The organism is Pseudohalioglobus sediminis, assembly GCF_008370495.1.
Taxonomy (GTDB): domain Bacteria; phylum Pseudomonadota; class Gammaproteobacteria; order Pseudomonadales; family Halieaceae; genus Halioglobus.
Map to the genome: position 1 here is coordinate 250477 of NZ_VTUX01000007.1, position 21347 is coordinate 271823.

A 21347-nucleotide genomic window follows, 5' to 3' on the forward strand; every position below is an offset into this window, starting at 1 on the left:
CACGCAGACACTTAACGCCCCTCTCGAGGAACGACGTGTATGAGTCAAATGGTTGATTTGGTTATTTTTGGTGGCACCGGGGATCTCTCTACCCGCAAGTTGTTGCCTGCGTTATATCAATTGCATCGCGATAAGCTGGCCGATCGGCTGCAACGGATCATCGCCACCGGTCGCGGCGCCATGGATACCGCCCAGTTCCTGCTGGAAGCGCAGAAGAACCTGCAACGCTTCCTGCCCGCGGACGACTGGGACGACGCTGTCTGGGACAGCTTTCGCGAGCGCTTGCACTATGTGCAGTTGGACGCGAACCAGCCACAACACTACGCCGAACTCGCAGCGCTGCTGGACCAGGGCGAGACCACCAGCAGGTTGTTTTACCTGGCGACACTGCCGTCACTGTACGGGGATATCTGCCAGCAACTCAAGGCCGCCGGCGCCGTAAACGATGCCTGCCGCGTGGTGCTGGAAAAGCCCCTCGGCCATGACCTGGCCTCCTGCCGCACCATCAATGAACAGGTTGCCGCGGTGTTTGACGAGGAAGCCACGTTCCGCATAGATCACTACCTGGGCAAGGAAACGGTGCAGAACCTGCTGGCGCTGCGCTTTGGTAACCCGCTGTTTCATCCCATGTGGAACAACACCTTTATCAACAGCGTGCAGATTACCGTTGCCGAGGAGATCGGCGTTGCCGGCAGGGGCAGCTACTACGCCGACACCGGCGCCCTGCGCGACATGGTGCAAAACCACCTGCTGCAGGTGCTGTCGCTGGTGGCGATGGAGCCGCCATCCAGCCTGAAAGCGACAGACATCCGCGATGAAAAAATGAAGGTGCTGCGCTGCCTGGAACCCATCACTCTGGGCAACGTAAAAGAGCGCACGGTGCGCGGCCGCTATGCCGCCGGGGCCGTAAGCGGCAAAGCCGTCAAGGGTTTCCTCGAGGAAGACGCCTTTCACGACGCCCTCAACACGGAAACATTTGTAGCCTTGAAGGTGGGCATCAACAACTGGCGCTGGGCGGGCGTACCGTTCTACCTGCGCACCGGCAAGCGGCTCAGTCGTCGCTACTCGGAGATCGTTATCGAGTATCGCCGCCAGCCCTTCTCCCTGTTCGCCAATGATCCCCAGGAACTCACCAATAAACTGGTCATCCACCTGCAGCCCGAGGAAAGTATCAGCCTGCACACGGTGAACAAGAAACCCGGCCTCACCAACAAGCTGCGCCTGAAGCCGGTGGAGTTGCACCTGACCGACGACTCGCAGGAAAAACACAGCAGCTACGACGCCTATGAGCGCCTGCTGCTGGACGCCCTGCACGGGGACCAGACCCTGTTCATGCGCCGCGACGAGGTGGAAACTGCCTGGCACTGGATCGACTCCATCATCGCCGCCTGGGACGAGAACGGCACGCCGATAAAGTCCTATAACGCGGGCACCATGGGTCCCAACGCAGCCACCGCGCTGGTGGCGGTGGATGGGCGCAGCTGGCATGAGTGAGCACTTGTTTGACCACGCCGATACCCGCGACGAGGCACTGGCGAAGCACATTGCCGACGCGCTGCAGCGGGACATCAGCGCGCGCGGCGCGGCCAGCATTGCGGTGTCCGGAGGGCGCAGCCCGCGCGGGCTGTTTCTCAAGCTCGCAGCCAGGCCACTGGACTGGAGCCGTGTGCACATCACCCTGGTCGATGAACGCTGGGTGGATACAGCGAGCGCTGATTCCAACGAGCGCCTGGTGCGGGAGACGCTGCTGCAGGGCCCCGCCGCAGACGCCAACTTCATCGGGCTGAAAACCGCGCATGCGGATCCCCGCGAGGCCATCCCGGCACTGGTTGCAGCCCTGGCCACCATGCCTCTGCCACTGACCTGTGTGGTGCTGGGCATGGGCGACGACGGCCACACCGCCTCCTGGTTCCCGCAAGCCAGCAACCTTGGCGCGCTGCTGGACCCTGATAACCCCGCGCCGGTGGCGGTCTGTGACCCGGTCACGGCCCCGCACCTGCGCATGACGCTGACGCTCCCGGTGGTGCTGGCTGCAAGCGAAATCATGCTGTATATCACCGGCGATGCAAAGCGCGAGGTGCTGGCACGCGCCGCAGCGGCAGACTACCCGGTGGCCGCAATCACCGCGCAACAACACAATCCGGCAAGTATCTGGTGGGCACCCTGATGACCGATCCCCGACTTCACGCCATTACCGAGCGTATCATCGAACGCAGCCGCGACACGCGGCGCGACTACCTGGAACGGATGGCGGCGCAGCGGGCCCAGGGGCCGCGCCGCGGCACCCTGTCCTGCTCCAACCTCGCGCACGGCTTCGCCGCCTGCAACGAGCAAGACAAGCAAAGCCTGAAACTGACGGAAGCGGCCAACATCGGCATCGTCAATGCCTACAATGACATGCTGTCCGCGCACCAGCCGCTGGCAACCTACCCGGACCTGATCAGGGAGGCCGCCCACGGCATGGGCTGCACCGCCCAGGTGGCGGGAGGCGTGCCCGCAATGTGTGATGGCGTCACCCAGGGCACCGCGGGCATGGAGCTCAGCCTGTTCAGTCGCGACGTGATTGCCGGCGCCACCGCCATCGCCCTGTCCCATAACATGTTCGATGGCGCGCTGTGTCTCGGTGTCTGCGACAAGATCGTACCCGGGCTGCTCATCGGTGCCCTGTCCTTTGGCCACCTGCCGGTCATTTTTGCGCCCGCGGGCCCGATGACCTCTGGCCTGCCCAACAAGGAAAAAGCGGCCGTGCGCCAGCTCTTCGCCGAAGGCAAGGTCGGCCGCGATGCACTGCTGGAGGCGGAGTCCGCGGCCTACCACGGCGAAGGCACCTGCACCTTCTACGGCACCGCAAACAGCAACCAGATGCTGATGGAAGTCATGGGTATCCACATACCCGGGGCTGCATTCGAACCCCCCGGTACGCCCTTGCGCGACGCCCTGACACGGGGCGCCGCAGAACGCCTGTGCAGGATCACCGCGCTCGGCAAGGAGTACACGCCGCTGGCCAGCGTGGTCGACGAGAAAAGTATCGTCAACGCCATTGTTGCCTTGCTGGCGACCGGTGGCTCCACCAACCACAGCATTCACTGGGTCGCCATCGCCCGGGCCGCAGGCGTACTCATCGACTGGCAGGACTTTGCCGACCTGTCCGCCATCTCCCCGTTGGTGGCGCGTGTCTACCCGAACGGCAGCGCCGATGTAAATCATTTCCACGCCGCCGGCGGCAGCGGCTATGTGATTCGCACACTGCTGGACAACGGCTTGCTACACGAGGATGTCACCACCAACTGGGGGCAGGGTCTTGGCCACTACACCCGCCAGCCCCAGTTGGCAGATGGGGTGCTGCACTATGTGGACGGCGCCGCGAACAGTGCCGACGCCGCGGTACTACGGCCGGCCAGCGCGCCATTTTCTGCCGACGGCGGCCTGCGCCTGCTCAAGGGCAATCTCGGGCGCAGCGTGATCAAGGTCTCTGCCGTGGCACCCGAGCACCGGGTCGTCGAGGCGCCGGCACAGGTCTTCGCCAGCCAGGACGAACTCAAGGCCGCCTTCGAGGCAGGAGCACTGGAGCGCGATGTGATAGCGGTGGTACGGTTCCAGGGCCCCGCCGCCAACGGCATGCCTGAGCTGCACAAGCTGACACCCTACCTGGGAGTGCTTCAGGACCGTGGCTTCAAGGTCGCGCTGGTCACCGACGGACGCATGTCGGGCGCATCCGGCAAGGTACCTGCCGCCATTCACCTGACTCCGGAAGCACTCGCAGGTGGAGCGATAGCCAGGGTGAAAGACGGCGATTTACTGCGCCTGGACGCGGATGCAGGCACCTTGCAATGCCTCGTGCCCGAGCAGGAATGGGCTGAACGCGAAGCGGCGGCACGACCGACGACGGAGGCAGAGCATGGCACTGGCCGCGAGTTGTTCGGATTCATGCGCCGCGCGGTGGGCGATGCGGAGTCCGGCGCCAGCGTGTTCTAGCCGGCGCGCGGTGCTGGCCGGCGCATGTCCCCGCTACGCGGTGATCTGGTTGAGGATGGCCAGGGTGCTGTCCTCGTCGAGCAACCTGGGCACGGGGTAGTCCATGCACTCGGCAACCGCGGCGTCGGCGAGCGCGGCGTGGTCCTCGCGCCGAATCAGGTCGGAACGATCGGGAATACCGACCTGGGTACGCAGTTCGCGCACAGCGGAGATAAACTTGTGCGCGAGCTGGGCCTGGGGCTCGCCCTGCGCACCGGCACCGATGACCACCGCCAGTTCCGCCAGCCGCGGCTCTGCCTCCTCGCGACAGTACTCCAGCACGTGCGGCAACACCAGGGCATTGGCCAGGCCATGGGGTATGCCGTAGCGACCACCGATCTGGTGAGCGATGGCATGAACGCTACCGACAAATACTTGGTTGATGGCCATACCGCCGTAGAACGCCGCCAATGCCATGCCCTCGCGCGCGGCGAGATCACTGCCATCCTGGTAGGCATTGACCAGATGCCGGAACACCAGCCTCACCGCCAGGCGCCCGTCCTGCAGCCGGGAGCCACGCTCCCATACGCCGATATAGGCTTCGATGGCATGAGTTAATGCGTCCATGCCGGTGGCAGCGGTAATGTGCGGCGGCAGGCCCAGCATCAACTGTGGGTCCAGTGCCACTGCCGCGGGTAACAGCGTGGGGCCGGACAACACACTCTTGCTGCGGGTGCTGGCATCCTTTACCACCGCGCCCGCGGTGGCTTCCGACCCGGTACCGGCGGTGGTAGAGATGGCGTAGATCGGTAGCGCCTCGTGCTTGACCTTGCCCAGGCCAGCCCAGTTACGCGGGTCTTCACTGGAGGTGGCGCAGGCGGCGATCACCTTGGCACAGTCCATGGCAGACCCCCCGCCGATGGCCAGCACGGCCTGGCACTGCTCGGTCCGCAGCAGTGCCACCCCCGCCTCGACTTGCTCATAGGTCGGATCCGGCTGTACACCGTCATACCAGGCCACGGGGACCCCGGACTCCAGCAGTGCTGCGGCGGCCTGGTCGGCGATGCCAAGATCGCGCAAGGGCTTGTCCGTGACCACCAGTATCTTGCCCGGATCAAGACTGGCAATGTGCTCGCACAGATGCCGGCTGCTGCCGGGACCCGTGAAGGCTACGTGGCGGGTATCCCCCATAAACGGGGACAGCACCCGCAGCATGGTGAGGTAAAGCTTGTGTCGAACCCTGCGCACCAGGTTGGCCATGATTACGTCCTGTCAGCAATGTGTTTATGCCGCAATAGTAGCAGGAAAACCCGCCGCCCCCCCGCCTGCGTCGCGGCGCCTAGGCCAGCAGGCCCAGGGGCAGGTCTGCGGAGGCCGGGTCATAAAAACGCGCCACGTTGGGCAGCACGGTATCCAGGTCACTCGCCGGGACACCGAACCACAGCGCCAGTTCGGCAAAATACTCTTCTACCGCGGTGGTCGGGGCATAGATTCCGCGGCCCACGTCCAGCGGGCTGCCGGGGTAAATCTCGGGGTAGGTGCCGTAGAAACGACCGCCATTCACGGCACCGCCCATGACGATGTGGTGCCCGCCCCAGCCGTGATCGGAGCCCCTGCCATTGGACGTCAGCGTGCGCCCGAAATCAGACGTGGTGAATGTAGTGACCTGCCTGGCCACACCCAGCTCCCGCAGCGCATTGCGAAAGGATAGCAGTGCGTTGCTCACCGCCGGCAGCATCGCTGCCTGGTTGTTCAGCAATTCGTCGTGGTGGTCCCACCCGCCTACGGTGACAAAGAACACCTGGCGTGGCGCGCCGATCTGTTCGCGCACGGAGATAATGCGCGCTATCTGGCGCAGTGAGGTCGACAGCGGGTCCTCAGCAAACACCGTCGCCAGCGGCGCCGCGGACTGCATGGCCTGGACAAAGTACTGCTGCGCTTCAATGCTACCGGCCAGCCGGTCGCGGTACTCGCCGCGCAACAGGTGCCCCGGGCGCGCACCGAGCAGGGAGTCGATGAACTGCCGGCGCAGCTCACCCACGTTGGAGCCGTCGTTGTAACCGTTCAGGCCAATAGCGCCGTCCCCCTGAGGAGTCACACTGTACTCGGCTACAGTGCTACCGCTCTGGAATATATTGTTCCCCGACAGCGAGATGTTCATGGATATACCATTGCTGGGGTTCGGCCCCTGCAGCAGGTCAGCCATACGCCCGCCCCAGCCCTGTGCGGAGCGCTGGTCGGAAATCGCCGTCTGCCACTGCTGAATCTGGTCGGAGTGGGAGAACAGGCCCAGTGGTGCAGCGGCGGTGCCCGCTGCCAGTGCCTGGGCGTCAAACGGCTCCAGCAGGGTGCCGACGTTGCAGAGCATGGCCGCGTCGCCCTCCGCGAACAACTGCTGCAGTCCGGTCATGCCGGGGTGCAGGGCAAAACGCCGGCCGCTATCGGCAGTGCCTGCCAGTGGCAGCAGCGCGTCCCGTGGCAGCGCCAGGTCCGAGCGGATGGACTGGTACTGCCCGTACTGGTCGCTGTCATCGGGCACCAGCATGTTGAAGGAATCGTTACCGCCAGCCAGCAGGATGCAGACCAGCGCACGGTAATCACCGGCTCCCTGTGCGGCCACCGAGCGGGCCAGGCCAAGCTGCAGTATTGAAGAGGCTGCGGTGACCGTGGCCAGGCCGCAGCTGTGGGCGAGAAATGTCCTGCGCTTCATCATCATTGCCTCCTTACAATTCCACGGCCTGGTCGGGCGAAATCAGCACCAGGTAGATCGCTGCGCGTACCCTGATCTCGAGGTCCTCGATCTGGTCTATGGACGCGCGGATACTGTCTCGCGTGGCGGGTGACAGCGTGCCGTAGGCCATTACCAGGTCGAGCCGGTCCAGCAGCGCCGCGGTATCGTCTGCCAGCGCCAGGTATTCATCGAGGTTCGCCCGCGCGGGCTGGAACGGCGGCAACGGCAGGTCGTTCCAGTTATCGCTCAGCACGGCCTCATCGAGGAGGTTGGAAATAGCGATCACAGTGGTGCTGTTGGTGATCTGGAACTCCGGCGCCACCAGGCCGGCATCGCCAATATCGCCGAGCGGACTGTGATTGGGCAGGTAAAAATTGAACACACTGGGAGCCGACAGCGGGTGCTGCCCGATCCGTTGCTGCAGCGCATAGCCGGCGTTGGCGAAAAAGCCATCGGGGCTGGACACGTTCAGCTGCCGGACGGCCGCAAGCAGGCGCAGCACGGGCTCACGCAATTTGCCGGCAGCACCATCGATTTCCGGAAGCGCCGTGGCCTCCGGGTCGAGCAGAACCGCGCGCAGCACCGCGCGCATGTCGCCGCGTTCACCGCCATCGAGACCATTGAACGCTTCCGCCACCCGTTGTACGTAAGCCGGACTGGGATTGGAGGTGACCAGTCGCTGGATCAACTGGCGGCCGATAAAGGGGCCGACATTGGGGTGCTGGAACAGGTTGTCGACTGCGTCCTCGATGTCCTGCATGCCAGCCTGGCCCGCAGGGATCACCTGGCCGCGCAATAAACGCTTTGACTCCCTGTCGTGGAATGCCTCGAACATTTCCATGGGCACGCGGAAATTGGGTTCGCGGCGCCAGAACGGCCCCTCGCTATCGCCGAAGGTAAGGCCGGTGAAGACGCGCGCGAACTCGCGGATATCGTCATTGTCGTAAGTGGGAATCAGGCGACCCCGATCATCGCGCTTCTCGGTGCCGTCCAGGTTCAGCTCATAAAGGCCGATGGAGAACAGCTGCATGACCTCGCGGGCATAGTTCTCGTCCGGATAACGGTTGGCCTCGGGATCGGCCAAAGCATTCCCCAGGTGACTGAGATAAACGCCCATTGAGGGATGCAGGGTCACCGCCAACAGCAGGTCGCGGTAGTTGCCAAAGGCATGTTTGAGCAGGGTGTCATAGTAGTTGCTCAGCGCATGCGGTTGCGCCAGCAGGGTGTTGAGGCCGTCAGACACCACGAAAATCTGGCTCAGTGCGTAGGCCACCCGCTGGCGCAACTGGTCAGGTGCGGTCGCGCTCTGCTGCCACCAGGCCAGGCGGCGGAACACCACCTGTAGCTGGTTAATGCGCTCCTCCAACTCAACGAAGTCACCCGCCGACTGCCGGCGCATCAACTCGGCTACCAGCGGGTCGTGCCGACTGATCGGCAGGCGGAACTGCTGTTCCAACCACTGGGCCTCGCCACGTTCATGGATTTCCTGGATACCGGCATAGTTCATGCCGAAGGTGCTGCGCGAGGCCAGGCGTGCTGCGGCTTCAATGCCGCTCAGCTGTGGGGTCGGTGCAGGTGCCGGGTCCGGATCCGGGTCGGGCGCCGGGGCGGGAACCGGGCCAGGCAAAGGTGGCGCGCCGGAGCCCCCGCCGCTGCTGCCGCCACCGCATGCAGCCAATCCCAACACCAGGCTCAACAGCAGCGCAAAGCGAATCGTGTGCATATCGCCCCCTTATCAGCTTTTTTGTCACCAGCACGACATTCAGCATAGCGCTGTCGCCGGTAAGGCAATGTGATGTCGCGTTAAGATTTGTAATGCCCGCTAAGGCCGCCGGGAGCAAGTCTTATCCGCCGAAAAGTCCAGCTTACTGGCGCTGCATGCGCAGGATTTGCTGTATCAGGCGAATTGCGTCGGCACTGAGCTGCTCTGGCGAGTCGAAGTTGTCACGCCATATGTTTTCCGGTTGCGCTGCACCGACACCGGAAGCGCGAGCCTCCACCACCAGCCAGCCCTGGTAATCCAGAAAATCCAGCGTGGCGAAGGTCTCGGAAAATTGCACCTGGCCGCGACCGAGTTCACCGCGATGGCTCTCGCCCAGGCGCACATGCACCAGGTGATCACCCGCCGCCGGCAGCGCCCGGGCGGGATTGAACTCTTCCAGGTGAGCATGATAGGTGTTGTAGAGGACACCAATATTTTCCGCTCCGACATCCCGGCACATGCGCGTCGCCGCGTCTGCGGTATTGATCAGGTGGACATCGAATCGGCTCTGGAACTCCAGCGCGAGGGTGATACCCAGGCCCGCTGCGTGATCCGCCACGGCGCGCAGGCAATGGCGGCTCCACTCCCATTCGCGATCAGTGGGGGGCCGGCCACTGAAAACGCCCTGCGCCTGGAACAGGCCCCCACACAGCATGCTACTGCCGACCAGCGCGGATTCTTCCAGTCGCTCCACGAGGTAGCGCACCGCGGCATCGCGCACCGCGCTGTCCGGCGATATCGGATTGGCCTCGGGCGGCAGCGTGACACTGGTGATAGCCGTCATATCCAGGTCACGCAGCGCCACACTGATAAGCCGCAGCGCAGAGTGCCCCTGGCCCGCCACCGGCAGTTCGACGCCCTGGTAGCCCTGGGCCGCGAGCTGTTCCAGCACCGGTATGATCTCTGCTCCGGGCGCCTCAGCCCAGAGCCGTAAATCCATGCCTAAACTGACGTCCACCTTTACTCCACCTTTGCCACTGCAGGGCGCGAGTACGAAGCATTACAGATGCGGCCGCAGGTTGCCACAGCGAACGCGCGCGGCCAGCGGCTCTGCTACACTGCCCCAGAGACCAGGAGGATTCGACCTATGACCCGTTTTATTTCCTGCACAGCGGCTATGGCAGTGACGCTATTCGGCATTGCCGGCGCAAACGGTTCCGAGCGTATGGAAGACGGCAAGCGCGCCTACGAGAGGGTCTGCGCCGCCTGCCATGCCACCGGCGTGGAAGGCGCGCCTGTGGTCGGCAACAAGAGCGACTGGCAGCAGCGCTCGGACCTGTGGGAGGCGGTACTGGTTGAGCACGCGGAGAAGGGCTACCTGAAAATGCCGGCCCGCGGTGAGTCGGATTACCTGACTGACTATGACGTCAGCGCTGCAGCCGAATACATGCTGACCCTGACCCACCCTGAACTACCCGCCGACTGAAGCGTCACCGCTCCGTGCTCGGCAGCGCCAGCAATGCGCACAGGCCGATTACCGGCAACACTGCCAGCCCCTGGATAACCAGCTGGTAGCTGCCGGTCACGTCATAGACATAGCCGGCCAGCGGGGGCCCCGCCAAACCCAGTGGCAGGAACATGGGTGATTGTGCGCCATTGACCTGGCCGATGATCTCGGGCGGGAAATAGCGGCTGTTGAGATAGGGATGCAGGGGCAGAAAGGACCCGCCGCTGAATCCCAGCAACGCCACACAGGCGATAATCATCGGCCCGCTGCGGGCATCGGCCAGCAGCAACAGGCCGCAGGCCGACACTGACAGGAGAAACGCCACGATCCAGCGTATATGCTGTCGCGCCCTGTCCACGAGGCTGGCCACGATAAGCTTGCCGCCAAAGCCGGCACTGCCCGCCACGGACAGGAACAGGCCGCTCTCCACGGCAGAGAACCCGCGATTGGCGAATAGTGGTGGATAGCAGATTGCCAGCAACAGCGTGACCGCCAGTGCCATCGCCACGATGACCCCGACCAGCCAGAAAGCCCTGCGCCGCAGTATCTCGCCACTGACCCGGTTTGAGGTGTCAGACACCGCGCCGACGATTCCCGGGGCCAGCGCCGCCAATATCCAGGCCCAGAGAATTACCATCATTGCGATAGCGAGCAGGGCCAGGGCGGTACGCCACTCCACCCACTGCAATATAAAACCGACGAAGACAGGCAGGGTCACCGACGAGACACTGATACCCAGGGAGGCGATCGCCAGCGCCCTGCCCTCCCGACCCGGATACTGTTTTACCATCAGCGCATTGATCACCACCGGGCCATAGCAGACCAGGCCCAGGGAGAACACCAGGAAGCAAAGCGCAACCATGACAATACTGTCGGCCTGGCTGAGCACCAGCAGTGAGCCCATGGCGACGGCGCTGCCCAGTAACAGCAGGTGCCGAATGGACCAACGGTCCACCACGCGGCCGACCAGGGGGGAGAGCAGGCCCGGCGCCAGCAACATCATGACCGGGGCCATGTTGATCAGGGCCACGCCAACGCCAAACTCCTGCGACAGCGCGGGAACAAAAAAGCCGAATATGGAAAGCAGGCCGACGCCGAGGCCAAGGCAGGTCATCCCCGCCATGGCCGGCATCCAGAAGCGCAGCCCGTCAAGGACTGCGCCACGGCTCATCACGGCGCCGGGCCGGGCAATTTAGCCGCGTCGCGGCCCGCCGTTTTCTCCGGGCCAGCGCGAACCGGATATGGTATCCGCATAGGGCAGGAATGCTTCCGCATCCAGTTCACCCGCCAGGGTGATCTGCCGGTCAAGGAAAATGGGCCACCACAGGTGGGCCGACACCTGCTCGCGCATGGGCAGCAGACTTGCCAGCGGATCCCAGGGACTGTCGCGTAGCAGCAGTTCACCCTGCACTTCTTCTTTCCAGGCGGTGCCGTACTTGCTCATCACATGCACGACGTGGGGCGGGAAGTCGAAGCCGGTGGCGGGGCCACCCACGCTGACTGCCCGCGAGTACTTTAACCACCACTCGTTCTGCACCCACTCTTCCTCGGCCTCTACCGGGCCGGTGGAAACGCCCTTGAACTCCACGAAGGTATAACCCTGGTGAATACAGCGCGCCGTGACCTGGGGACCGAGCCGGTAATACTCGGTGGTGCAGGGGTACTTGGGCTGGCCGTTGGTTTCCTGGCTGATGAATATGGCCGACTCCTGGTCGATGCCGTAACCGAGGGTGTATTCGCCCTCGGTGCCGTTGTAGTCGGCATCGACCGTGGTAACGATGCCGTACTCGGGTTCGTCCGGAACCGGGAAGTTGTAGATGGTGAGATTAACGTGCGGTTTGGCACCGGGATCGATGCCGGGTGGCAGCAGGCTGGCGATCGCTTCCGGGTCGGTGCGGTACACGATTTTCAGCATAGGCCAGTTGACGATATCGCCGGGGTTGCCCTGGGGGGCGCCTGATTGGTTGCTCATTTCACCTTTCCTTTTTATTGCTGCGACCTGCACCCTCGTCGTTCCCGCAGAAACGGGACGCCAGAACAGGTGAGGCCTGGTCACTGAACTTGCTGAACTCTGCTATAACGGCACGCCGCCTGCGCGGCAATGACGGTGCAGGCAAAGTCACCAGCTCCTGTTACCCCACCATCGCCGGGACCGGCGTGGTGCGGTTGAGTATCATTTCTGTGCGGGCGCGAATCTTGGCGTCGGTTTCCGCGGTGGTTTCCAGCAGCCAGAAGGCATCCTCCTGCAGGCCCTGAACCGCCATCTCCGCCACTTCGTCAGGGTGCGTTGTCTGTAACTCGATGCCATACTCGGCGGCCATTTTCTTCATATCTTCCACCGAGTTGATGCCGGATTCATTGCCCTGCACATCCTTTTGCAGCGCCTCGGGGCGCACCCTGCCTGAATTGAACAGGCCGGTGTCAACCACGTGGGGGCCGGGAAACAGTGCGCTCACCTTCACCGGCAGCCCGCCGGCCTGGCACTGGTAGTGCAGGTTTTCGGTGATGGCGTGCACGGCAGCCTTGCTCGCGGTGTAGATCGGAGCATCCGGCAGGATCAGGTAGGCACCGTTTCCTGAGCCGGTCACCACAAAATGTGCTTCCTTGCCGGAGGCCACCAGTCGCGGCATGAACGCGCGGATGCTGTTGATCACGCCCCACACATTCACGTTCAGGCACCACTGCCAGTCTTTTTCCGAGTAGTCCCACATGGCGCCGGTTTCGCCGGCACCAATGCCCGCGTTGGCAAACACCAGGTCGAGTCCGCCCAGTTTGATTTTAGCCGCATCGGCCAGGGCGCCCAGGCTGTCCACGGAGGTTACGTCACAGTGCTCCACAATGGCGTCGATGTTTTCCGCGGCGAGGTCCTCGACAATCCGGGCCATGGCGGCCTCGTCCACGTCACCAACGGCGATCTTTGCGCCACGTCGACCGAGCGCAAATGCCAGTGAGCGCCCAACACCGCTGGCGCCGCCGGTAATCAGCGCCACTTTATCGTTGAAGTCCCTCAAGCGATTTCCTTCTTGTCCTGTGAAGTGAGGTAAAACTGTCGCACCCACTTGCGGAACGTGACCAGGGTTTCGTCGCCCTTGCAGAACACCGGGCGACGCTTGTGTACTTTGTTGGCCCAGATGGGATAGTCGTCACTGAGGCCGTCGATAATGCCTTTCATCACGTCATCACCGGCGAAATCCTCGATCTCCTTGCGCACGATAAGCGTCCAGCGCATAAAGGTCTGGTGGCGATCAATAGGCTGCGCGCTGTTATACATGATCATTTCGGCGCCGGGGCCGTAGGTTGTGCGCACCATGGCGAAACCGGGGCTGTAGGTGGTCGCGTGCAGGTGCCCGGGGTAGACGGCTTCGGTCATTTCCGAGTGCAGGTGCATAGTGCGGCCGTCGGCATCAATGGTGACTTCCGATTGCGGAACTGACTGCTGCTTGTGCACGTACTGGAAGTGCACCGGATCGCATGAGTTCTCGCAAATGTCCTGTACGTGTGCGGGCACCAGGTGCTCGGTGTAACGCGGGGTGGTCCAGTTCGGGTCCCCCAGTTCGGGCAGATCGGGCAGCCCCCACTCCGGGGCCGTGTTCTCCGGGTGAAACCAGACATAGATTTCGCCGTTCTTCTCTTCCGTGTGCCAGGTGCGCAGCTGGGCACGCTCGGGAATATCCTCACAGTAGGGAATATGTGAACACTTGCCGTCGTCGGCATTGAACTGCCAGCCGTGGAAAGGACAGCGGATCGTCTCGCCTATCACCCGGCCCTCATGTCCGAGGTGCGCACCCAGGTGTGGGCAGAACGCGTCGTGCACGGCAGGTTTACCACTGCGTGTGCGGTACAGCACCAGTTCCCGGTCGAAAGACTTGATCGGCTTTACCTCGCCGATCGCCAGCTGGTGCGAGCGCTCAACGGAATACCAGCCCATGGGGAAGTTCGGGGTGGTACTGGTTTGTGACTCACAGGATTCCACGATAGTCATGGCATTTCTCCGCTATCTGCGTGTTCAGTTAAAGATTGATATATCGGGACCAATTTCGTCAGCCACCTGCTGCAGCCGCGCCCGATCCAGACCATAGAATTCCACCGCGTTTTCACCGAGGATCTTGCGCCCATCCGCCTCGGGCAGGCCACCGAAGGTAGCGCTATAGTAGTCACGCGTGTGCGGCCAGGTGCCTTCCGGATGCGGGAAATCACTGCCCCACATGATTTTTTCCAACCCGATTTCGTGGCGCAACTCGATGTCGACACGTTTCACGCAGGACGCGCCGATACCCACGTTACGGGCAAAGTATGCGCTGGGCGCCATGGACAGATGACTCTTGAAATCGCCGAGCTTGGCAGAGATGTCACCCTCGTTGTACTGGAAATCCATCAGCCGCAGCCAGGGTGGCAGCATGAACATGGTACCGCCTTCCACAATCATTGCCCGCAGCCGCGGGAAACGCTCAAATACGCCGCCCCAGATCATGAAGGTCAGCGGCCGGTACAGCCACCACATCACCTCCGAGACATAAATACCCATCGCCCCGGGCAGTTGCTCGCGCGCGTCCTCTGCCGGGAAGCCACGGCCGAAATACTCCGCGTGCGGCGCCGGCCCCGAATGGAAATGCACAATCACCCCGAGGTCCTCGCAAATTGCCCAGAAGGGATCGTATTTCACGTGGTGGTAAGGATCATTGTCGTACCACATGGTGGGAATCATCACCGAGCGCAGGCCGTTATCAACGCACCAGCGCACTGCCTCAACCGCCTGCTCCACATCCCACAGCAGGGGAATGGAGGCGACACCGATATGGCGCGCGGGGTCGTTGGCACAGAGCTCCGCCAGCCAGCGGTTATGGGCCATCGCTCCCGCCCACTGCAGTTCGGGCACCATGTCTTTCGGCGACAGCCCCAGGCCCGCGCCAAACGGCGGGGTGTTTTTTTCGGTAATACCGTCGGGAAAGATGATTTCCGCGGCGATACCGTCGCCGGCGAGCATCTTTTCCCGCTCTCGGTAATCCCAGGCCCCGGTCAGCTCCTGCTTGATGGGCGCGCGCCAGGCGTCGTTGATTTCCTTGATCAGGAACATGGACTCGGACTTGTCCATCATGTCCACGGTAACGGGTACCGCCATATCGAGCATTTCGTGGTACTTGCTCTCCACGTAGGGCTTGTAGTCGGCGATCGGCAGCCCGGCGTGGCAGTCGGTGGATACGACCAGCAACTTGTCTGACATCTTTTCACTCACCTGTCGATTTTATGGTGTCGGCAATGCGCAACAAACGCGCAAGCTTGCACATTTGTATACAAAATAGTTTAATGCTTTTACGAATGCAACCGCATTACGGATTATTCATGGACATCATCGACGCCCCTGTAGGCCGCCGGGAAAAACGCAAGCAGGAGATTCGCGCACGTATCGAGGACGCCGCCTACCGGCTGTTCCAGCGCTACGGGATCGAGGAAACCAGCATCGAGCAGATCTGCCAGGAAGCAGACGTGGCGCGGCGCACTTTTTACGGCCACTTTCCCAACAAACACGCCCTGCTCGGCGGGCTGGGCATGAGCCGCCTGTACAACCGCGCCGAGCCCATGCTGCATGAACTCATGACCACCCAGCGCTCCACTCGCGGGCGCCTGCAGGCGATGATCGACTATATCGAGGCCGGCTTTGCCGGCATGAACGGGATCGACCGCCAACTCATCCTCGTAGGGCCCACCGCGTTTGCGGAAGACCAGGAGCGGCAGCGAGAGATCGGCAGCTCAGCGATGGCCCACTTCACCCAGTTGATCCGCTCCGGCGTCGAACTGGGCGACGTGAACCCGGAATTCTCTCCGGAAATGCTTGCCACCACCGTGGTCGGCACGCTGAATACCCTGACCATCAACTGGTGCCTCGACGATGACTACCCCGTATTTGCCAAACTCGAGGAAGCACGCAGGCTGTTTGAAACGCTGATCTGCAAAGACAACGCATAGGTCCGCAGACATCATTGTCCGCGGCTCCCCCCGCGTGCATGCTGCCGAATTCAGCTACCCGGAGCAACACCAATGGGACCACTCGCAGGCCTCACCATTATAGAAATAGCCGGCATCGGCCCCGGCCCCTTCGCCGCGATGTCACTGGCGGATATGGGCGCCAATGTCATTCGCGTCGAGCGGCCCGGCGGCGGCTTGTTCGCCGCACAACAGGATACCCGGCTGGACCTGCTTAACCGCAACAAGCGCTGCATCGCGGTAGACCTGAAAACCGAAGCCGGCGTCGACACCGTCTTAACCATGGTGGAACAGGCCGATGCGTTGCTGGAGGGCAACCGGCCCGGCGTCATGGAGCGACTGGGGCTCGGCCCCGACACCTGCCTGCAACGCAATCCGAAACTGGTGTACGGTCGCATGACCGGCTGGGGGCAGCAGGGCCCGCTGGCACACGAGGTGGGGCATGACCTCAACTACGTTGCGCTCACCGGCGCCCTGCACGCCATGGGCCGCGCGGGTGAGAAACCGGCGATTCCCCTTAACCTGGTTGGCGATTTTGGCGGCGGCGGACTGATGCTGGCCTACGGTATCGTCTGCGCCTTGCTGGAAGCAAAAAACTCAGGGCGCGGGCAGGTTGTGGACGCGGCCATGATCGACGGCGCCGCGACACTCATGACCAGCGTCTACGCCGCCAACCAGGTCGGCTTCTGGAGCGATGAACGCGGCACCAATGTGCTGGACTCCGGTGCGCACTTCTACGAGGTCTATGAAACGGCCGACGCCAGGTATATCAGCATCGCCTCTGTCGAACCCCAGTTCTACGCCGCCCTGCTGGCGGCACTGGGGGAGGACATCGAAGGCATGGAAAACCAGTGGGATATGGCCAACTGGGCCAGCTTCAAGGAGCGACTGGCGGGCGTATTCAAGAACAAGACACGGGATGAGTGGGACGCGCACTTTGCCGATGCTGACATTTGTTATGCCCCGGTGCTGTCGATGGCGGAAGTCCGCCACCATCCGCACCACCAGGCCCGCGGCACCTTTGTCGATGATGGCGAGGTCTGGCAACCAGCCCCGGCGCCGCGCTTCAGCCGCACTCCCGGTGCCGTCAGCAGACCACCGGCAGAGATTGGCGCGCATTCGCGCGAGATACTCGCCGAGTTCGGCGTTGATGACCAACGCATCGACGCACTGCTGGATTCAGGCGCAGTAAAACAGGCCGACAACTGAACGAAACACCCAGGAGAGAACCAATGTACACACCGGAAGCGATTCATTTTGGTGCCGACGACCTGCCCTTTGTCGACATCGGCGATGGCAGCATGCTGAAAGTACTGCAGGTAAAGCGAGGCGAGGGCCTGTGGATTATCGAAAACATTTTCAAGGCGGGCTATGAGGTGGAGAAACACAAACACACCGGACCGGTGTGGGGTTACACCACCTCTGGCGCCTGGAAATACAAGGAGTATGACTACGTCAATCGCGCCGGGTCTTTTCTCTACGAGCCCGCAGGATCCGTGCACACGCTGCAGTGCATCGAGGACGACACCCGCGTCTGGTTCCACATGCATGGCAGCAACATCAACCTGGACGCGGACGACAACATCACCTCGGTGGTAGACGGCGAGCTGACACTGGAATTCTACTATGCCATGTGCGAAGCCCAGGGCCTGCCGCGGCCCAGGGTGCTGGTGGAATAACCGTGGCCATCGATATCTACAACCCGGACAACTACACCGCAGGCATACCCCACGAACAGTTTGCCTGGCTGCGGGACAACGCGCCGGTGTACTGGCACCAGCACCCCCAGGGCGGTGGTTACTGGGTAGTGAGCCGCCACGCCGACGTGGTCACGGTATCGCGGGATTTCCGCACCTACTCCGCGGAACAGGGCTTCGTGCTGGTGGATGATCTCCCCGATGACATCCTGTCCATGGCCCGCAACCAGTTGCTGGGTATGGACCCGCCGCGGCACGCCCCGCTGCGACGCGCGGTCATCACCCGCTTTACATCGAGCAGACTGCAGCAACTGGAGCCCGGCATTCGCGCTATCGCCCGCGATATCATGGCGCGCGCGCGCGACCTGGGTGAGGTCAACTTTGTCGAGGACCTGGCCGGCGACCTGCCCACCGCCGTGATCTGCTCGCTACTGGATATTCCCAGGGACATGTGGGCGCAGATCCGGCGCTGGTCAGACCTGCAGACATCCGCCTCCGACCCCGACCTCGGCGGCACCCCGGACGAGGTCAACCAGGCCAGCGTGGAAATGGGCACCTACGGCTTTGAACTCGCCTGCGAGCGCAAGGACCGGGGCGGTGAGGACCTGATCTCCCTGCTGATCAACCAGGAGGTGGACGGGCAGAAGGTGACGGAAGCCGAGTTTGCCTCCCTGTTCATACAGATCACCGTGGCCGGCAACGAAACCACCCGCGGCCTGATCAGCAGCGGCCTGTACCAGCTGGCCAGTCGGCCGCAGCTCTACCGCGAGCTCGAAAGCCACCGCGGGTTGATCCCCTCTGCCGTGGAAGAGATGTTGCGCTGGACCTGCCCACTACACTATTTCCGCCGCACTGCGACGGCGGACGCGGAACTTGCCGGGCAGGCAATCAAGGCGGGCGACAAAGTGGTCATGCTATACAGCTCCGCCAACTTTGATGAACGCGTATTCGACAAGCCCATGACCTTCGATATCCACCGCGACCCCAATCCGCACCTGGCGTTCGGCCACGGCATTCACCTGTGCCTGGGCGCCAACCTGGCACGCCTGGAGGCGCGGATATTCCTGGAGGAGTTCTTCGAACAGTTCAGTGGGCTGGAACTGACCGCCGAGCCCACGTTCATTCGTTCGAACCTGGTCCACGGTTTCAAGGACATGCCGGCGAGATTACTACCGCGAGACTGAAGCCGGTTACTGACTGGCGCCCCAGCGCGCACTGAAGCCGCGGGTATCCACGTGCACGAAACCGCCGTGACGGGCGTTTTTACGATAGCGCCCCACGCCGCCGTGCAGCCGCTGTTCACCGGAACCGGCCATGTACGCTTCGGCAATGCCGGCAAGCAGTTCCACGTCGGCCTTGTCGCGGCGCCCATCCCGGTTCAGGTCATCCATTCTGCCGTCGCCATCGGCGTCCACGAACAGGTCCATGGCATCACCGTAGACGTGGCGGCTATTGGCGACGTTGCCGATCTTGCGGTTATACCAGGGCGTGCGGTAGGCGCTGATCACCCCGAATGTCTCCACGGCGTAGCCCCGCTCCCGCACCGCGCCCAGCAGGCCCTCCAGCAACACCAGCAGTGATTCCCGCAGTGCCAGGTACTTGGGGTAACCGCTGCGCTGCTTGCACAGGAACTGACGCAGTTGAAAATGCGGCGTCAGCTGCAGGTCAAGCATGTCCTCGGTGACCTCGATAAACCCGGCCGGCGGGCTGTAAAACTGCGGCAGGCGCGGGTTTCCCGGAGGTGCCGGCCCCATGCGATAGCCGTTGAGGCGCCCGTCCACGACCGCAGTGGCCGGGACGGTGACCAACAGGTTGATGTGCATTTCCCCGGCTCCGCCGCTCACCCGCAGGGGATACAGGCCCGGCTCGGCGGGCACCTGCAGCAGCCACCCTCCTGCCTCGCGCACACCGGCTGGCGCGCCCGCCATACTGAGTTCGAGACCGCTCTCCATGCCGAGGTGCACACGTTCCCCGGGGCTCGCCACCAGCACGGCCGGGCTGAAATCCACGGCCAGGCCCCGCATCTGCACCACCGGCACTTCCGCTCGTGCCTGTGTACAGCAACAAATCATTATCATGCAGATGACAAAACGCATTTCACCCTCTCCCGGGCGGCGCATTGAGCGCGGCCAGCGCGGCCGCATCCTTGCCGTACACATCAGCGTGAAACTGTAACTTGTCGCCACGGGTGGGGCTGGTGGTCCAGTACATCAACATGACATCCACTTCGCGCTGCAGATAGACACGATACTGCTGCTCGCGGCTGTCCACCAGCGCGTTGATCTGCTCCAGTGACCAGTTGTCCGGATCGTTGAGCAGCACCTCGGCGAAAGCAAACGGGTTCTGGACCCGCACACACCCCGAGCTGAAAGCTCTCGAGCTGCGTGAAAACAGTGCTTTCGCCGGGGTGTCGTGAAGATAGATCGCGTGCCGGTTGGGGAAGATAAACTTGACCCTGCCCAGCGCGTTGTTTGCCCAGGGTTGCTGCACCACCCTGAACGGGAAGTTATCCGGGCTGTAGGCCGACCAGTCCAGGTCACGTGGGTCGACCTGCCTGCCGCTGCGGTCGTAAAGGTGGTAACGATTATCGATTGCGTACTGCGGATTGGCCCTGAAAGCCGGAAACAGGCTGCGGCGAATAATGCTGCGCGGCACGGTCCAGATCGGATTGAACTCCAGGTACTTCAGCCGCGCGGTAAAGATCGGGGTCTGGTGCTCGATGGTGCCGGTCATAACCGGGGTCTCCCACAACAACTCACCGTCACGCAGGTAATACAGTTCAAAGCCGGCAATATTGACGATAATGGCGTCCTCGGCGGTTTCACGCGAAATCCAGCGCAACCTGTCCATATTGACGCGCAGGGAATCGACACGCTGGTCCCAGGTCATGTTGAGGAAAGCGTAACTCTGCCTGCCAATAATTCCGTCCACGTCGATACCGTGATCACGCTGGAAGCGCCTCACCGCGGACTCCAGCGCGTCATCGTAAACCGTCGATCCGGCAGGAGCTTCAGCGGAAAGGTATCCGAGCCGGGCAAGACGCTGGCGCAGCGGGACCACATTGGCATGGCTCTGGCCGGGCTTCAGCACCACATCATCGGCCACCGCCACAAAGGTCTCTGCAGCAGCCAGTTCACGAAAGTAGGCGAGCGCTGCCTTCATCTGCAGATAGAAGTTCTGCCCGGGCCTGGCGCGCTCCACGAGATCAAAAACGCTGCCTGTAGCGATCGCCGTGCGCAGACTTTCCGACACCCGCCCCGGCTCAAAGTCGAGGCGGTCATAGTTAAAGGCGGGATCCAGCTGCTTCGGATCGACCTTGCCCTGCAGAAGGTGGCGGATGAACAGAATCAGGCCGTCGCTCAGCAACACATCAAAGCGCGCCCGCAAGCGGTCGCGATTTTCCCAGGCTTCATACTGCCGCTGCCACAGCGTCTGCAGGGTCGGGTAATGGTAGTCCGCAGGGTTGAGTCCATCGGCAGCAGCGGCGCCGAGCAGGTCCAGTATGCCTCTCACCTGCTCCCGATCCTGCCAGGCCGGCTGGTAGTCATTCCCGGCATAGAAATCGGCGATGATCTCGGGTTGGTTTACCACCCCGCCGGCGGGCAACTGCCCGGCGCCATCCATCAACAGGTGCTCGGTTACCTGCATCAATTCCTGTTGCAGGTCTGCCCTCGCCGCAATCGGCAGTAGCAGTGGCAGCAGTGTCGCGAAAATTACAAGCTGTCGCATGGGCGATGCCGGATAGCCAGAGTTGCCACGCAGGTTATCTGCTGT

19 protein-coding genes are annotated in these 21347 nt (G+C 62.7%); 8 read left to right on the top strand and 11 right to left on the bottom strand.

All coding sequences use genetic code 11. From position 1 onward, the window contains the following. The first annotated feature begins 39 nt into the window (after nt 1–39). Genes zwf through edd form a run of 3 tightly spaced genes read left to right on the top strand, consistent with a single transcriptional unit; the run spans nt 40 to nt 3975 of the window. Nucleotides 40–1494, top strand: coding sequence for a glucose-6-phosphate dehydrogenase (gene zwf, locus F0M18_RS14820; RefSeq protein WP_149612229.1), 1455 nt, complete (start codon nt 40–42; stop codon nt 1492–1494). After that, nucleotides 1487–2167, top strand: a complete 681-nt coding sequence (gene pgl / locus F0M18_RS14825; protein WP_188109743.1) for a 6-phosphogluconolactonase — start codon at nt 1487–1489, stop codon at nt 2165–2167. Before zwf ends, pgl begins: the two co-directional genes overlap by 8 nt. Next, the gene (gene edd, locus F0M18_RS14830) at nt 2167–3975 is read left to right on the top strand and encodes a phosphogluconate dehydratase (protein WP_149612231.1); all 1809 of its coding nucleotides are present in this window, start codon (nt 2167–2169) and stop codon (nt 3973–3975) included. Before pgl ends, edd begins: the two co-directional genes overlap by 1 nt. Nucleotides 3976–4008: 33 nt before the next feature. On the opposite strand, the gene F0M18_RS14835 is transcribed toward edd, so the two are convergent. The 4 genes from F0M18_RS14835 to F0M18_RS14850 all read right to left on the bottom strand — a co-directional run bounded on the left by F0M18_RS14835 (nt 4009) and on the right by F0M18_RS14850 (nt 9405). Further along, nucleotides 4009–5214: an iron-containing alcohol dehydrogenase gene (locus F0M18_RS14835; protein ID WP_149612232.1), complete on the bottom strand. Its 1206-nt coding sequence runs from the start codon at nt 5212–5214 to the stop codon at nt 4009–4011. Nucleotides 5215–5293: 79 nt separating this feature from the next. Further along, nucleotides 5294–6664, bottom strand: a complete 1371-nt coding sequence (locus F0M18_RS14840) for a DUF1501 domain-containing protein (protein WP_262500966.1) — start codon at nt 6662–6664, stop codon at nt 5294–5296. Nucleotides 6665–6677: 13 nt separating this feature from the next. Beyond that, nucleotides 6678–8408: a DUF1800 domain-containing protein gene (locus F0M18_RS14845; protein ID WP_149612234.1), complete on the bottom strand. Its 1731-nt coding sequence runs from the start codon at nt 8406–8408 to the stop codon at nt 6678–6680. A gap of 142 nt (nt 8409–8550) precedes the next feature. Next, the gene (locus tag F0M18_RS14850) at nt 8551–9405 is read right to left on the bottom strand and encodes a sugar phosphate isomerase/epimerase family protein (RefSeq protein ID WP_149612235.1); all 855 of its coding nucleotides are present in this window, start codon (nt 9403–9405) and stop codon (nt 8551–8553) included. Nucleotides 9406–9534: 129 nt separating this feature from the next. Between F0M18_RS14850 and F0M18_RS14855 the strand changes: the two genes are divergently transcribed. Next, nucleotides 9535–9873 carry a c-type cytochrome gene (locus F0M18_RS14855; RefSeq protein WP_188109744.1) on the top strand — a complete coding sequence of 113 codons (339 nt, stop codon included), beginning with the start codon at nt 9535–9537 and terminating at the stop codon, nt 9871–9873. Between the two features lie 4 nt (nt 9874–9877). Here the strand turns inward: F0M18_RS14855 and F0M18_RS14860 are convergent, their stop codons facing one another. From F0M18_RS14860 to F0M18_RS14880, 5 genes are all read right to left on the bottom strand, one after another. Beyond that, nucleotides 9878–11065 carry an MFS transporter gene (locus F0M18_RS14860; protein WP_149612237.1) on the bottom strand — a complete coding sequence of 396 codons (1188 nt, stop codon included), beginning with the start codon at nt 11063–11065 and terminating at the stop codon, nt 9878–9880. A gap of 21 nt (nt 11066–11086) precedes the next feature. Then, nucleotides 11087–11866 carry an acetoacetate decarboxylase family protein gene (locus tag F0M18_RS14865; protein ID WP_149612238.1) on the bottom strand — a complete coding sequence of 260 codons (780 nt, stop codon included), beginning with the start codon at nt 11864–11866 and terminating at the stop codon, nt 11087–11089. A gap of 160 nt (nt 11867–12026) precedes the next feature. Further along, nucleotides 12027–12905 (bottom strand): SDR family NAD(P)-dependent oxidoreductase, encoded by an 879-nt coding sequence (locus F0M18_RS14870; RefSeq protein ID WP_149612239.1) that lies wholly within the window; start codon nt 12903–12905, stop codon nt 12027–12029. Further along, nucleotides 12902–13876 carry a Rieske 2Fe-2S domain-containing protein gene (locus F0M18_RS14875; protein WP_149612240.1) on the bottom strand — a complete coding sequence of 325 codons (975 nt, stop codon included), beginning with the start codon at nt 13874–13876 and terminating at the stop codon, nt 12902–12904. Before F0M18_RS14875 ends, F0M18_RS14870 begins: the two co-directional genes overlap by 4 nt. Nucleotides 13877–13900: 24 nt before the next feature. Then, the gene (locus F0M18_RS14880; protein ID WP_149612241.1) at nt 13901–15115 is read right to left on the bottom strand and encodes an amidohydrolase family protein; all 1215 of its coding nucleotides are present in this window, start codon (nt 15113–15115) and stop codon (nt 13901–13903) included. Nucleotides 15116–15234: 119 nt separating this feature from the next. Here F0M18_RS14880 and F0M18_RS14885 point away from each other — a divergent pair, with 119 nt between their 5' ends. From F0M18_RS14885 to F0M18_RS14900, 4 genes are all read left to right on the top strand, one after another. Further along, entirely contained in the window at nt 15235–15858 is a 624-nt protein-coding gene (locus tag F0M18_RS14885) for a TetR/AcrR family transcriptional regulator (RefSeq protein ID WP_188109745.1), read from the top strand. A gap of 72 nt (nt 15859–15930) precedes the next feature. Then, nucleotides 15931–17085: a CaiB/BaiF CoA transferase family protein gene (locus F0M18_RS14890; protein WP_149612243.1), complete on the top strand. Its 1155-nt coding sequence runs from the start codon at nt 15931–15933 to the stop codon at nt 17083–17085. 23 nt (nt 17086–17108) lie between these two features. After that, complete coding sequence (locus tag F0M18_RS14895; protein ID WP_149612244.1) at nt 17109–17555, top strand: 2,4'-dihydroxyacetophenone dioxygenase family protein; 447 nt, start codon at nt 17109–17111, stop codon at nt 17553–17555. Between the two features lie 2 nt (nt 17556–17557). Continuing rightward, nucleotides 17558–18757: a cytochrome P450 gene (locus F0M18_RS14900; protein WP_149612245.1), complete on the top strand. Its 1200-nt coding sequence runs from the start codon at nt 17558–17560 to the stop codon at nt 18755–18757. A 6-nt stretch (nt 18758–18763) separates the two neighbouring features. Here F0M18_RS14900 and F0M18_RS14905 read toward each other — a convergent pair whose 3' ends face one another. After that, nucleotides 18764–19669 (bottom strand): D-Ala-D-Ala carboxypeptidase family metallohydrolase, encoded by a 906-nt coding sequence (locus tag F0M18_RS14905; RefSeq protein ID WP_188109746.1) that lies wholly within the window; start codon nt 19667–19669, stop codon nt 18764–18766. Between the two features lies 1 nt (nt 19670). Continuing rightward, nucleotides 19671–21302, bottom strand: coding sequence for a L,D-transpeptidase family protein (locus F0M18_RS14910; RefSeq protein WP_188109747.1), 1632 nt, complete (start codon nt 21300–21302; stop codon nt 19671–19673). Between the last annotated feature and the right edge of the window lie 45 nt (nt 21303–21347).